Origin of the sequence: Amycolatopsis pretoriensis (genome assembly GCF_900107925.1) — a bacterium.
Taxonomy (GTDB): domain Bacteria; phylum Actinomycetota; class Actinomycetes; order Mycobacteriales; family Pseudonocardiaceae; genus Amycolatopsis; species Amycolatopsis pretoriensis.
The window spans coordinates 797,256-809,900 of record NZ_FNUJ01000004.1; the positions used below are offsets into that span (position 1 = coordinate 797,256).

12 protein-coding genes are annotated in these 12,645 nt (G+C 70.0%); 9 read left to right on the forward strand and 3 right to left on the reverse strand.

The window, feature by feature from the left end; genetic code table 11:
- The first annotated feature begins 14 nt into the window (after positions 1–14).
- Together BLV96_RS21430 and BLV96_RS21435 are read left to right on the forward strand one after the other, a co-directional pair.
- Positions 15–602 (forward strand): dihydrofolate reductase family protein, encoded by a 588-nt coding sequence (locus BLV96_RS21430; RefSeq protein ID WP_086674573.1) that lies wholly within the window; start codon positions 15–17, stop codon positions 600–602.
- Between the two features lie 20 nt (positions 603–622).
- Positions 623–1,006 (forward strand): TIGR03618 family F420-dependent PPOX class oxidoreductase, encoded by a 384-nt coding sequence (locus tag BLV96_RS21435; protein ID WP_086674574.1) that lies wholly within the window; start codon positions 623–625, stop codon positions 1,004–1,006.
- Position 1,007: 1 nt separating this feature from the next.
- On the opposite strand, the gene BLV96_RS21440 is transcribed toward BLV96_RS21435, so the two are convergent.
- Both BLV96_RS21440 and BLV96_RS21445 read right to left on the reverse strand, forming a co-directional pair.
- Positions 1,008–1,712 carry an MBL fold metallo-hydrolase gene (locus BLV96_RS21440; RefSeq protein WP_086674575.1) on the reverse strand — a complete coding sequence of 235 codons (705 nt, stop codon included), beginning with the start codon at positions 1,710–1,712 and terminating at the stop codon, positions 1,008–1,010.
- A 403-nt stretch (positions 1,713–2,115) separates the two neighbouring features.
- Positions 2,116–2,685, reverse strand: coding sequence for a TetR/AcrR family transcriptional regulator (locus BLV96_RS21445; protein ID WP_086678837.1), 570 nt, complete (start codon positions 2,683–2,685; stop codon positions 2,116–2,118).
- Between the two features lie 74 nt (positions 2,686–2,759).
- Between BLV96_RS21445 and BLV96_RS21450 the strand changes: the two genes are divergently transcribed.
- From BLV96_RS21450 to BLV96_RS21480, 7 genes are all read left to right on the forward strand, one after another.
- Entirely contained in the window at positions 2,760–5,186 is a 2,427-nt protein-coding gene (locus tag BLV96_RS21450) for a beta-glucosidase H (protein ID WP_086678838.1), read from the forward strand.
- Positions 5,187–5,337: 151 nt separating this feature from the next.
- Positions 5,338–6,240, forward strand: a complete 903-nt coding sequence (locus tag BLV96_RS21455) for a GNAT family N-acetyltransferase (protein WP_086678839.1) — start codon at positions 5,338–5,340, stop codon at positions 6,238–6,240.
- Between the two features lie 98 nt (positions 6,241–6,338).
- Positions 6,339–6,776, forward strand: a complete 438-nt coding sequence (locus BLV96_RS21460) for a hypothetical protein (protein WP_086678840.1) — start codon at positions 6,339–6,341, stop codon at positions 6,774–6,776.
- Between the two features lie 32 nt (positions 6,777–6,808).
- The gene (boxC, locus tag BLV96_RS21465; protein ID WP_086678841.1) at positions 6,809–8,428 is read left to right on the forward strand and encodes a 2,3-epoxybenzoyl-CoA dihydrolase; all 1,620 of its coding nucleotides are present in this window, start codon (positions 6,809–6,811) and stop codon (positions 8,426–8,428) included.
- A gap of 5 nt (positions 8,429–8,433) precedes the next feature.
- Positions 8,434–9,855, forward strand: coding sequence for a benzoyl-CoA 2,3-epoxidase subunit BoxB (gene boxB, locus BLV96_RS21470; protein WP_086678842.1), 1,422 nt, complete (start codon positions 8,434–8,436; stop codon positions 9,853–9,855).
- Between the two features lie 8 nt (positions 9,856–9,863).
- Entirely contained in the window at positions 9,864–11,408 is a 1,545-nt protein-coding gene (locus BLV96_RS21475; protein ID WP_086678843.1) for a benzoate-CoA ligase family protein, read from the forward strand.
- Positions 11,405–12,259, forward strand: coding sequence for an amidohydrolase family protein (locus BLV96_RS21480; protein WP_086678844.1), 855 nt, complete (start codon positions 11,405–11,407; stop codon positions 12,257–12,259). The genes BLV96_RS21475 and BLV96_RS21480 overlap by 4 nt, the downstream gene beginning before the upstream one ends.
- Here the strand turns inward: BLV96_RS21480 and BLV96_RS21485 are convergent.
- Complete coding sequence (locus BLV96_RS21485) at positions 12,251–12,631, reverse strand: VOC family protein (RefSeq protein ID WP_086678845.1); 381 nt, start codon at positions 12,629–12,631, stop codon at positions 12,251–12,253. The two genes, BLV96_RS21480 and BLV96_RS21485, sit on opposite strands and share 9 nt — an antisense overlap.
- Positions 12,632–12,645 lie beyond the last annotated feature (14 nt).

Genomic DNA, 12,645 nt, shown 5'->3' on the forward strand with positions numbered 1-12,645 from the left:
CCGGAAGGATCGCGATGAGCAAGGTCTTCAGTGCCCACGCAGTGTCGGTCGACGGGTACATCACCGGCCGCGGCGCCGGTCCGGGGCACGGTCTCGGCGACGGCGGGACGCTCTTCGACTGGTACACCGACGGCGACACCCAGAGCCGCGTGTTCGACTTCTTCAAGCTCAGCGAACCGAGCGCCCGCGTCTTCGACGACCTCGCGGGGCGCGTCGGCGCGATCGTGGCCGGCCGGAACACCTATGAGGACTCGGACCACTTCGGCGGCGGCAGCCCGCACCCCGGCGCCCCGCTCTTCCTGCTCAGCCACCGCCCGGCGCCCGAGCTGACGCCGCGGCAGACCCTGGTGGGCGACATCGAGGAGGCCATCGAGGCCGCGCGCGAGGCGGCGGGCGGCAAGGATGTCGGCCTGATGGGCGGCGGCGTCCTGACGTCGGCGCTGGCGGCGGGCCTGGTCGACGAGGTCGTCCTCCACCAGGTCCCGGTCCTGCTCGGCGGCGGGCGCTCGTTCTTCCAGGAACTGCCCTCGCACGTGCGGCTGCGGCTGGTCGACGCCGTCGCCGCTCCCGGCGTCACCCACCTCCACTACTCGGTCGCCTGAACTCACCCAAGGAGAAAGCCATGCTGAACGAAGACGTCCGCCGCATCCTCTCGACGAACGTGGTGGCCCACCTGGCCACGGTCCTGCCCGACGGCGCCCCGCACTCGATCCCGCTGTGGGTCGACCCGGAGGGCGACCACATCGCGATCATGACCGGCCCGGACTCCCGCAAGGCCCGCAACCTCCGCCGCGACCCGCGGGTGGCGCTGTCCCTGACCCCGGCGGACAACCCGTTCGAGCCGGTGATCATCCGCGGCCGCGTGGTCGAGTGGATCGACGGCGACAGGGGCTGGGAGATCGTCGACCGCATCGCCACGAAGTACATCGGACAGGGTTACCCGCGGGAGCAGGTGCGGGTGGTCGGGCTGATCGAGGTCGAGCGGCAGAGCATCGGGATGGGCTGAGCTACTTGCGCTTTCCCCAGCGTTCGTCGGCCGGTTCTTCGCCGCGCCGCAACGCCGCGAGGTAGGCGCGGTCGGTGGCGAAGCGGGCAGCGATCTCGTGTCCTTCGGCGATGGCGCCGTGCCCGGGGATCAGGACGTCGACGTCCTTGGCGGCCGCTTCGAGCCGGTCGAGCGCGGCGGGGTAGGCGTCTTCCTGACCGGAGCGGCGCGGGTCGAGGAGCGGGATCAGGACGTCGGAGAGCATGTCGCCGGCGAGCAGGACGCCCCGGTCGGCCAGCAGCAGAGCGGCGTGGCCGACGGCGTGGGCATCGTGCTCGACGAGCTCGCCGGGCAGGGGGTTGTCGGCGGGCAGCGGGGTGACGAGGGCGATCGGCTCGAGGGGGATGTCGGGCGCGGTCTCGGCCGCCATGGCCTGCGCGCGCTCCCGGGCTTCGGTGGCGACTTCGGCCGCGGCTGGGGTGGCGTAGCGGGGGACGTCGCCGAAGCGGGGGTGCCAGAGCAGGTGGTCGAAGTGGGGGTGGGTGCAGAACCCGGCGACCACGGGGAGGCCGAGCTGGTCGAGGTCGTCGGCGAGCTCGTTCAGTTCGGCGCCGGTGATGCCGGGGTCGACGAGGACCAGGCCGTCGTCCGTGCGGATGACGGTGGTGTTGCTCCAGACCCATTCGCTCTGCCGGACCCACACGCCGTCGGCTACCTGCTTCAGCATCGGAACACGGTGTCAGGTGGTGGGGGTTGGCGCAATCACACCGGGGGAACGGTTTCGGTGGCCCGGGGTGGAGGCTGCGAGGTGGGGGCGGGCGGCGGGTCGGCCGGGCGGGCGGCTGCCTGGGTGGAGCGCTGGCCGCGGGCGGCTGTCGGCCAGGTAAGCGGCCTCCCGGGGTGGGTCGTTGGCGGTGGCGGCCTGGCTCTCGTGGGTTGGTGGGGCCTGGCGTGGGCCGGCCGGCGGGCGGCTTTGCGTGGGTTGGTGGGGCCGAGTTGAGCCGCCTGGCGTGGGCCGGCCGGCGGTGCCGGCTGGTCAGGCTGTCCCCGCCCCGCCCCGCCCCGCCCCGCCCCGCCCCGCCCCGCCCCGCGGCCGCCGATGCGCCGCGAACCCTCGGAGCCCGCGACCGTCAGTCCGGTTTGATGCCCAGCAGCGTCAAGAACGTGCGGAACCCGGCCGACATGTCGACCTCCGACCGGTCCAGCAGCCACTGCAGCTGCAGCCCGTCCAGCACCGCGATCGCGATCGGTGCCAGCTGCTCCGGGGTCGTCCCCGGGGGCAGCTCGTCCCGGTGGCGCTCCAGCATCTGCGTCATGCCCGCGCGCACCCGCTCGTACCGGTCGTGGAAGTACCCGCGCGCCGGGTGGTCCTCCGTCACGCTGTCCGCCGACAGCACCGTGTACGTCTGGACTATTCCCGGCCGCGTCGCGTTGTAGTCGACCAGGTCCGCCAGCTGGTTGACCGTCATCGACGACTCGGCGTGCCCGAAGTGCAGCAAGTCCCACTCGTCGCGGGTCTCCAGCACCGCCGTCAGCAAGTCCTCCTTCGTCGGGAAGTAGTGCATCAGCCCCTGCTGCGTCAGCCCGACGCGGTCGGCCACCGCCGCCAGCGAAGTGCCCCGGTAGCCGCGTTCGGCGATCACCTCGAACGCCGCTCGGACGATGCTCGCGCGGCGGTCGGCGCCCCTGGCCCGGGTCATGATCCCGAGCCTACGGGACGCGCTGTCACGAAACTGTAACGTTCACTAGTCATCGCCAGGTACAGTAAGCGCCCATGAGCTTCGACGTCGACGCGCTGCTGGCCGGGCTCGACCTGGACACCAAGGCGAGCCTGCTCGCCGGCCAGGACGTCTGGAGCCTGCCCGCGCACCCGGACCTCGGCCTGGCCTCCCTCGTGCTCTCCGACGGCCCCGTCGGCGTCCGCGGGGTCCGGTGGAGCCCGGACGACCCCTCGGTGACGCTCCCCAGCCCGACGGCCCTCGCCGCGAGCTGGGACCCGCGGCTGGCCGTGCGCGTCGGCCGGCTGCTCGCGCAGGAAGCCCGGCGCAAGGGCGTGCACGTCCTGCTCGCCCCGACCGTCAACCTCCAGCGCTCGCCCCTGGGCGGCCGCCACTTCGAGTGCTACTCGGAAGATCCCCTCCTCGCCGGGATGATCGGCGCCGGCTACGTCACCGGCGTGCAGGACGGCGGGGTCGCCGTCACGGTCAAGCACTTCGTCGCCAACGACTTCGAGACCGAGCGCTTCACCGCCGACGTCCGCGTCGGCGAACGCGCCCTGCGCGAGCTCTACCTCGCACCCTTCGAACTCATCGTCCGACGGGCGAAGCCGTGGGGGATCATGGCCGCCTACAACAGCGTCAACGGCACCACGATGACCCAGCACGCCGGGCTCCTCAACGGCGTGCTGCGCGACGAATGGGGCTTCGACGGCTTCGTCGTCTCCGACTGGCTGGCCGCGCGCGACACCGTCGCCTCCGCCAACGGCGGCCTCGACGTCGCGATGCCCGGCCCCCGCACGGTTTTCGGCGACCAGCTCGCGGAAGCCGTGCACGGCGGCGAAGTCGACGAAGAAGTCGTCGACGACATGGTCCGCCGCGTGCTCCTGCTGGCCCACCGGACCGGCGCGCTCGGCGGCGCAGCTGTCCCAGCACCGTCCACTCTGGACGGTGACGCGATCGCGCGCGAGGTCGCGCACCGGTCGTTCGTGTTGCTCAGCAACGAAACCGGCGTGCTCCCGCTCAAGCAACCGCAGAGCATCGCGCTGATCGGCGCGCTGGCCGAGGACCCCAAGATCCTGGGTGGCGGCAGCGCCACCGTGTTCCCCGATCACGTCGTCTCCCCTCTCGACGGCCTCCGCAAGGCCGTTCCCCCGGGCACCGACCTGGCGTTCGCCCTCGGTGCCGATCCGCGAACGACGCTACCGCCGGCCACCGACAATTTCCGGCTCCGCGCGACCGCCAAAGCGGCCGATGGCACCCGATTGGCTGAATTTCCGCTCAGGGAAGCCAAAATCAACTGGATCGGCGAGCTGCCGCGCGGGCTCGACCTCGCCACGCTCGCGTCGGTCGAGATCGAAGGCACCTACCTGCCGGAACGCGGCGGCACGCACACCTTCGCCGTCACCGGCCCCGGCGACCTGCGCCTCACGGTGGCCGGCCAGACCCTCTTCGACGGCGTCAACCTGCCCGAAGGCGGCGACGTCTTCACGTCGATCATGCAGGTCATCGAGCAGCGCCGCGAGGTCGAGCTGACCGCCGGCGAGCTCGTCGACATCAGCCTCACGTACTGGATCCCGTCGGAGATGGCGGAGTTCGCCCGCGGCACGTTCGCCTGGGTCACTTTCGCGCTCGGCCACCGCGGCCCGGTGCCCGCCCCGGACGCAGCCCTCGACGAAGCCGTTGCCCTGGCGGGGAAGTCGGACGTCGCCGTCGTCGTGGTCGGTACCACCGCCGAGGTCGAGAGTGAAGGCTTCGACCGGACTTCCCTGGCCCTGCCCGGAAGGCAGGACGAACTCGTCACCCGGGTCGCGAAGGCCAACCCCAACACGGTGGTCGTCGTGAACGCCGGCTCCCCGGTGGAACTGCCGTGGCGCGACGACGTCGCCGCGGTGCTGCTCACCTGGTTCCCCGGCCAGGCCGGCGGCGACGCGCTCGCCGATGTCCTCTTCGGCCGCGAGGAGCCCGGCGGCCGCTTGCCGACGACCTGGCCGGCGAAGCTCGAAGACGCCCCGGTCACCGACGTCACCCCGGAAGAAGGCGTCCTCGAGTACGGCGAAGGCGTCTACATCGGGTACAGCGCGTACGCGAAAGCGGAGACACAACCCGCGTATTGGTTCGGCCACGGCCTCGGCTACACGACCTGGGTGTACGAGGAACTCGACGTCTACCCGGACGACGAAGGCGGCGCGCGCGTCCGAGTCCGCGTACGCAACTCAGGGACGCGCAGGGGCCGCGAAGTCGTCCAGCTCTACCTGGCGCCGACCGAACGCGGCGACCGGCCACCTCGCTGGCTCGCCGGCTTCGCGAGCGTCGAGGCCGGGCCCGGTGAGGCCGTCGAGACCGACATCGTCGTCACGCCGAGGTCCGCCGAGGTCTGGCGCGACGGCTGGCAGCACATCGCCGGCGAGTACGTCCTGGAGGCGTCGCACTCCTACGACCAGCCGCGGCTGAGCACGCGGGTCGTCCTCCAGAAAATACGTTGACGCCCGGTGCCGGAGGCCCTAACTTCACGCGAGCACCCATGATCAGCGAAAGGAGGTGGGACCGATGATCACCCAACCGATCACGCGCTCCCACCTCGGAACGAGGGTGCCGGGTACCTGACCGGGAGCGCGTACTCCTGGAAGGAATTCCGTGACCGATCTGGTCATCCGCCCGCTCGAAGCGGGCGAAGAAGCCCTGTTCACCTCCCTGCCCGACCGCGGTCTCGTCGGCCGCAAGCTGTTCGGCAACGACTTCACCGAGATGGCGGCGAAGGGCGAATACCGGCCCGGGTGGGTCTGGGTCGCCCTGCGCGACGACGTCGTCGTGGCGCGGGCCGCCTGGTGGGGCACGCCGAAGGACGAGACGCCGATCGCGCTCGACTGGTTCGACTTCACCGACTTCGACGCGGGCGTCGAGCTGCTGAAGAAGGTGCCGCTGCGTGCGGAGTACGCGTTGAACACGCCGCCCGCGTGGCAGGACGACCCCGACGTGAAGCACGAGGTCACCATCCGCGTCGAAGCGGCCGAGAAGGCGGGCTACCGCAAGCTCGTCGAGCGCTACCGGTTCTGCTGGACGCCGGAAAACGGCCTGCCGGAGAAGCCGGGCCGGCTCGAGTTCCGGCCCGAGCCGGACGACGACGTGTTCCTCGACGTCTTCAAGCGCGTGCACGTCGGCAGCCTCGACGCGCACGTCCGCAAGACGATCGAGGAGCACGGGCTCGACGCGGCCGCCCGCGAAGACCTGGACATCATGCTGTGGATGCCGGCGCCGCGGGACTGGTGGCGGCTGGCGTACACCCCCGATGGCGAGCTCGTCGGGCTCACCCTGCCGAGCCGCAACGCGTACGACCCGGTCGTCGGGTACATCGCCGTGGTGCCCGAGCAGCGCGGGAAGGGCTACGCCTACGACCTGCTGGTCGAGGCCACGCACGACCTCGTCGGGTACGGCGCGGAGCAGATCGTCGCGGGTACCGACGTCGGCAACGTGCCGATGGCCAAGGCGTTCGCCAAGGCCGGCTACCCGGTGACGCAGCACCGCATCGACCTGGTCTGAGGCGGAGCTTTCATAGGGAAAGTGCCGCCCGGCACTTTCCCTGTGAAAGAGGCGGCGGTACCTTCGCTAGAGCGATCTATCAAATCCAGGGGGCTGTGATGGACGTTCTCAAGGAAAAGGGGCTGACGCCGCTCCGCGTGATCCTCGGCTTCTCGCTGCTCACGACCACGCTGCACTACGCGCACAACGTCATCCGGGCGGCGGACTACCCGCCGGTCCCGGGCATTCCGCTGCTGGTCACGCAGGTCGTCGTCGCGTTCGGCTGGGTCCTGTTCACGGTGTTCGGCTGGCTCGGCTACCGGGCGTACGAACAGGGGCGATACCCGCGCGCGCTCGCGTTCCTGCTGGTCTACTCGCTGTCCGGGCTGGCCAGCGCCGGCCACTTCCTGGTGGGCGTGCCGCGGATCCCGGCGTTCTGGTTCGCCACGATCTTCACCGACTCGGCGGCAGCGCTGGCCCTGTGGGTGTTCGTAACGTGGGCGTGGTCGGTGCTCAACCGGGTGACCTCGCGAGATCAAGTTTCTACACAACATTGACGTTCGTCGTACCTGTGTAGACAATCGGGTGAGTGACCACCACCACACCGGTGACCTTCGACCGCCGTCCGGACGAGTACCGCCACTGGCGCCTCCAGCTCGACGGGGAGGTGGCCTGGCTGGAGCTGGACGTCGACGAGCAGGGCGGGCTCGTCGAGGGCTACGAGCTCAAGCTCAACTCCTACGACCTCGGGGTCGACATCGAGCTGTACGACGCCACCCAGCGGCTGCGGTTCGAGCACCCCGAGGTCCGCGTGGTGGTGGTGACCAGCGCGAAGGACAAGGTCTTCTGCGCCGGCGCGAACATCCGGATGCTCGCCGCGTCCGAGCACCACTGGAAGGTGAACTTCTGCAAGTTCACCAACGAGACCCGCAACGGCATGGAGGACGCCACCGCGCACTCCGGCCAGACGTACGTCGCCGCGGTGAACGGCACCTGCGCCGGCGGTGGCTACGAGATCGCGCTGGCCTGCGACAAGATCCTGCTGATCGACGACAACTCCTCGACGGTCGCGCTGCCGGAGGTGCCGCTGCTCGGCGTCCTGCCCGGCACCGGCGGCCTGACCCGGGTCGTCGACAAGCGACGCGTGCGCCGGGACCTCGCCGACGTCTTCGCGACGCGCCCGGACGGCGTCAAGGGCAAGACGGCGGTCGACTGGCGGCTGGTCGACGAACTGGTGCCCCGCCAGGGGTTCCGTGACGCCGTGGCGAAGCGCGCGCGGGAGATCGCGCGCGAGTCCGACCGGACCGGTGAGGGCGGCATCGAGCTGACACCGCTGGAACATCGCTATGTCGACATAGAAGTAGTCAAAGACCAGGCGACCATCACCATCAAGGGTCCCGAAAACGATCCGGGTGACCTGCGCGAAGAAGGCGCGAACGGCTGGTTCCTCGCCATGACCCGCGAGCTGGACGACACGATCCTGCGGCTGCGCACCAACGAGGTCGAAGCCGGCACCTGGATCCTGAAAACGCAAGGCGACCCGGAGAAGGTGCTCGCGCACGAACAGGCCGTCCTCGGCGCGAAGGACTGGCTGGGCAACGAGATCACGCACTACTTCAAGCGCACGCTCAAGCGGCTCGACGTCACCAGCCGCACGCTGATCGCGCTGATCGAGCCCGGCAGCTGCTTCGCCGGGTCGCTGCTCGAACTCGCGCTGGCCGCGGACCGCCAGTACATCCTCGACGGCCCGCCGATCGACGACGAGGATTCCGAAGAGCGAGCCACGATCAGGTTGTCCGAAGCCAACTTCGGCCCGTTCCCGATGGGCAACGGGCTCACGAGGTTGCAGACGCGCTTCTACGGCGACGACGACCACCTCGCCTGGCTCGCGCGCGAAAAGGACCACGAGCTGAGCGCGGCCGAAGCCGTCGAACTCGGCCTGGTCACCGACGCCCCGGACGACCTCGACTGGGAGGACGAGATCCGGATCGCGCTCGAAGGCCGGGCGTCGCTCTCCCCGGACGCCCTCACCGGGATGGAGGCCAACCACCGGTTCGTCGGTCCCGAGACCATCGAGACCAAGATCTTCGGCCGGCTGGCGGCTTGGCAGAACTGGATTTTCACCCGGCCGAACGCGTCCGGGCCGGAAGGCGCGCTGCGCCGATACGGTACCGGTCAGAAGGCCGTCTTCGACAGGAAGCGGGTCTAGCGCAGATGCCCGAGAAGATCGACTACGACGCCAAGATCCCGAACAACGTCAACCTCTCCGAGGACCGGCGCCTGCAGCGGGCGCTGGAGGGCTGGCAGCCGAAGTTCATGCACTGGTGGGGCGAGATGGGCCCGACGCTGGAGACCCAGGGCGTCTACCTGCGCACCGCCGTCAGCGTCGGCCGCGAGGGCTGGGCGCACTTCGACCACGTCAACGTGCCCGACTACCGCTGGGGCATCTTCCTCGCCGAGCGCGACCCGGACCGGCGGATCGCCTTCGGGGAGCACCAGGGCGAGCCGGTCTGGCAGCAGGTGCCCGGCGAATACCGCGCCGACCTGCAGCGGCTGATCGTCATCCAGGGCGACACCGAACCCGCGTCCGTCGAGCAGCAGAAGCTCCTCGGCCTGACCGCGCCGAGCCTCTACGACCTGCGCAACCTGTTCCAGGTCAACGTCGAAGAGGGCCGGCACCTGTGGGCGATGGTGTACCTGCTGCACGCCTACTTCGGCCGCGAAGGCCGCGACGAGGCCGAAGGGCTGCTGCTGCGCAACTCGGGTAGCCCCGACGCGCCGCGCATCCTGGGCGCGTTCAACGAGGAAACCGCCGACTGGCTGGCGTTCTACATGTTCACCTACTTCACCGACCGCGACGGGAAGTACCAGCTCGGCACGCTCAAGGAGTCCTCCTTCGACCCGCTCTCGCGCACCTGCGAGTTCATGCTGAAGGAGGAGGCGCACCACATGATGGTCGGCACCACCGGCGTCGACCGCGTGGTGATCCGCAGCGCCGAGCTGATCCGCGAGCACGACACGCTCGACATCGGCCCGCACGGCGGCATCCCCCTGGACCTCATCCAGAAGTACATCAACTTCCACTACACCGTCTCGCTCGACCTGTTCGGCAGCGAGACGTCGACGAACGCGGCGAACTACTACACCGCCGGGCTGAAGGGCCGCTGGCAGGAGACCCGCCGCAAGGACGACCACAAGCTCACCGACGACGCCCGCAGGCTGGAGAAGCCGGCCGCCGACGGCACGTGGACGTCCGAGGAGCTGCAGGCGATCCTGTTGCTCAACCTCGACCTGCGCAGCGAGTACGTGGCCGACTGCCAGACCGGCGTCAACCGCTGGAACAAGATCCTCGCCGAGGCCGGCATCGACCACACGTTCCGCTTGCCGCACCCTGGCTTCAACCGCGAAGTCGGCATAAACTCCGGCCACCACGTCACTCCCGACGGGACCATCGTCGACGAGGCGACCTGGGAGGCCGGCAAACGCAAGTGGCTGCCCACCACCGAGGACCTCGCGTTCGTCCGCTCGCTGATGCACCCGGTGTACGAGCGGGGGAAGATCGCGAGCTGGGTGGCCCCGCCGCGGCAGGGCATCAACGGGAAGCCCTTCGACTACGAGTACGTGCACCTCACGTAGGAGGTCTGGTGGCGACAGCGTTCAACGCCGCGGAGTACCTGCTTTCCGCCGGGCACCCGGACGCGACCGCGGTCGTGTCGCCCCGGCGGTCGCTCACCTACGGCGAGCTGGCCGAGGAGTCCCGCCGCGTCGCGGGCGGTCTCCTCGAGCTCGGCGTGCGGCCCGAAGAGCGCGTCATGTTCTGCATGGTCGACGACGTCGAGCTGCTCACCGGCATCCTCGGCGCGATGCTCGCCGGCGCGGTCGCCGTGCCGGTGTCGACCATGGTCACCGGCCTCGAACTGGGCAAGATGCTGGCCGACTCGCGGGCGCGCCTGCTGTGCGTGTCCGGCGAATTCGCCGAGCAGGCCGTGACGGCGGTGGGTCTCGCGCCCGAGGTCACCGACGTCCTGCTCGACCGGTCCGACGGCGACGGCTTCGGGGTCCGGACGCACCAGTGGCCGGCGCTCGCCGGAACGTTCCACAGTGGACGGACCTGGGCGGACTCGCCCGCGTTGTGGCTGTACACGTCGGGGACGACGGGGCAGCCGAAGGGTGCGATGCACCGGCACGCGAGCATTCGCGCGGTGTGCGAGACGTACGCGCGCGGGGTGCTGGCGACGACCCCGGTCGACCGGTTTCTGTCCGTGCCGAAGCTCTTCTTCGCCTACGGGCTGGGGAATTCGTGCTTCTTCCCGCTGGGCGCGGGCGGGACGACGCTGCTCGAACCTTCGCGGCCGACCCCGGCGTTGTTCGCGAGACGCGCGCGTGAAGAGCAGCCGTCGTTGTTCTTCGCCGTCCCGACGTTCTACGCGGCACTGCTCGCCAGCGACGTCCCGGACGACTCGTTCGCCTCGGTGCGCCACGCGGTTTCGGCGGGCGAGCCGCTGCCCGCGTCACTCTTCGAACGGTTCCGCGCCCGCTTCGGCCTGGAGATCCTGGACGGCATCGGGTCGACCGAAGCGTTGCACATCTTCCTGTCCAACCGGCCCGGCGCGGTGCGGCCGGGCACCACCGGCGTCGCGGTGCCGGGGTATTCCCTGCAGATCCGCGACGAGGCCGGCGCGGTGATCGACGCCGCGGGCAAGCCGGGCGAGCTGTTCGTGGCCGGGCCGTCGACGGCGACCGGCTACTGGGCGCGTTACGACGCGACGAAGCTCGTGTTCCAGGGCGAGTGGCTGCGGACCGGCGACAGCTACGTGCGCAACGAGGACGGCACGTTCACCTGCCTGGGCCGGTTCGGCGACATGCTGAAGGCCGGCGGGATCTGGGTGTCACCGTCCGAAGTGGAGGAACGGCTGCGGCAGCACCCGGCGGTGGCGGAGGTCGCGGTCGTCGCCGCGCCGGACGCCGACGGGCTCGACAAGCCGGTGGCGTGCGTGGTGGCCGCCCCCGGGGTTACCGTGGACCCGGACGAGCTGATCGAGTTCTGCCGCGAGGGTCTCGCGGCGTTCAAGCGCCCGCGGGGAGTGGTCGAACTGGCGGAACTGCCGAAGACGGCGACCGGGAAGATCCGCCGCAACGTGATCCGCGAGCAGGTCCGCGACGTGCTGCGGGTGGTGCCCAGACCGTGATCGACGGGTACTTCGTGGTCGACGCGCACGTCCACGCACCGCGCCTGCCGACGCTCAAACCCGCGTGGCTGCAGTGGGCGCACGACTTCGCGGGGTCTTACCCGTGGCGTTCGGTGTATTCCGCCGACGGGTCGGTGATTCCGTCTGCGATGGACGAGCTGATGGAGTCCGAAGGCGTCGACCGGGTGCTGTTGTTCTGCGAGTACAGCCCACGGGCGACGGGCATCCAGTCCATTGAGGACAACCTGCCGCTGGTCGAGCACAACCCGGCGCGGTTCCGGCTCGTGGCGAACGTCAACCCGTACGTGCACCACCCGCCGGCGGCGGAAGTGGCGCGGCAGCTGGACCTGGGCGCGGTGGCGCTGAAGATCCACCCCGTGCACGGCGCGTTTTCGCCGGCGGACAAAGAGTTGTACCCGGTCTACGCGTTGTGCGCCGAGCGCGGGGTGCCGGTGATCCTCCATTCGGGAACGTCGAGCTTCCCGGGGTCCCGGACCAGTTTCGGGAATCCCGAGCTGATGTCCGATGTGGTCGAGGACTTCCCGTCGGTGCAGTTCGTCTTCGCCCACGGCGGACGCGGGTGGTGGTACGACGTGGCGGCGTTCTTGGCTTTGGCGCGCGAGAACGTGTGGCTCGACTTGGCCGGGTTGCCGCCGAAGAAGCTGCCGGAGTACTACCAGCGGTTCGACCTGGCCCGGTTGGCGGGCAAGTTCATCTTCGGGACGGACTGGCCCGGCGTGCCGAGCGTGGCGGCCAACGTGCGGACGTTGATCGGGCTGGGCCTGCCGGAGGACGTCTTGACCGGGGTGCTGTCGGGCAACGCGGTCAAGCTGATGCCTGGCCTAGCCTAGGACCTGGTGCAGGCAAAGCACATTGCCCTCCGAGTCGGTGAACCACGCGGCCCGCTCACCGCCCAGCTCGGCGATGTGGTCGACGGTCTTCAGGCCTTCCAGCTCGAAGTCCTGGAACCGCACCCCGCGGTCCTCCAAGGTTCTGACTTCGGCCGGTAGATCCGAAACCTCGAAGCTCAACGCCGTGTTCTCGCTCTGCGCACCCGCCGGCATGGTCCGGAGCCCGATGGCGCCCGCGCCCGCCGCGAAGTACAGCGTTCCGTCTTCGCCCTTCCCCGTCTGCTTCAGGCCCAGGGAGTTCGCGTAAAAGTGGCCGGCGCGTTCGCTGTCGGTCACCGGGAGCATCGTCGTGATCGTCGATTCGGTGAGCATGTGTCCATCGTGCG

Bases quoted from the DNA above. Each gene is read 5' to 3' on its own strand.
- BLV96_RS21430 (WP_086674573.1), top strand. From the start codon at position 15: ATGAGCAAGGTCTTCAGTGCCCACGCAGTGTCGGTCGACGGGTACATC.
- BLV96_RS21435 (WP_086674574.1), top strand. From the start codon at position 623: ATGCTGAACGAAGACGTCCGCCGCATCCTCTCGACGAACGTGGTGGCC.
- BLV96_RS21440 (WP_086674575.1), bottom strand. From the start codon at position 1,712: ATGCTGAAGCAGGTAGCCGACGGCGTGTGGGTCCGGCAGAGCGAATGG.
- BLV96_RS21445 (WP_086678837.1), bottom strand. From the start codon at position 2,685: ATGACCCGGGCCAGGGGCGCCGACCGCCGCGCGAGCATCGTCCGAGCG.
- BLV96_RS21450 (WP_086678838.1), top strand. From the start codon at position 2,760: ATGAGCTTCGACGTCGACGCGCTGCTGGCCGGGCTCGACCTGGACACC.
- BLV96_RS21460 (WP_086678840.1), top strand. From the start codon at position 6,339: ATGGACGTTCTCAAGGAAAAGGGGCTGACGCCGCTCCGCGTGATCCTC.
- boxB (WP_086678842.1), top strand. From the start codon at position 8,434: ATGCCCGAGAAGATCGACTACGACGCCAAGATCCCGAACAACGTCAAC.
- BLV96_RS21485 (WP_086678845.1), bottom strand. From the start codon at position 12,631: ATGCTCACCGAATCGACGATCACGACGATGCTCCCGGTGACCGACAGC.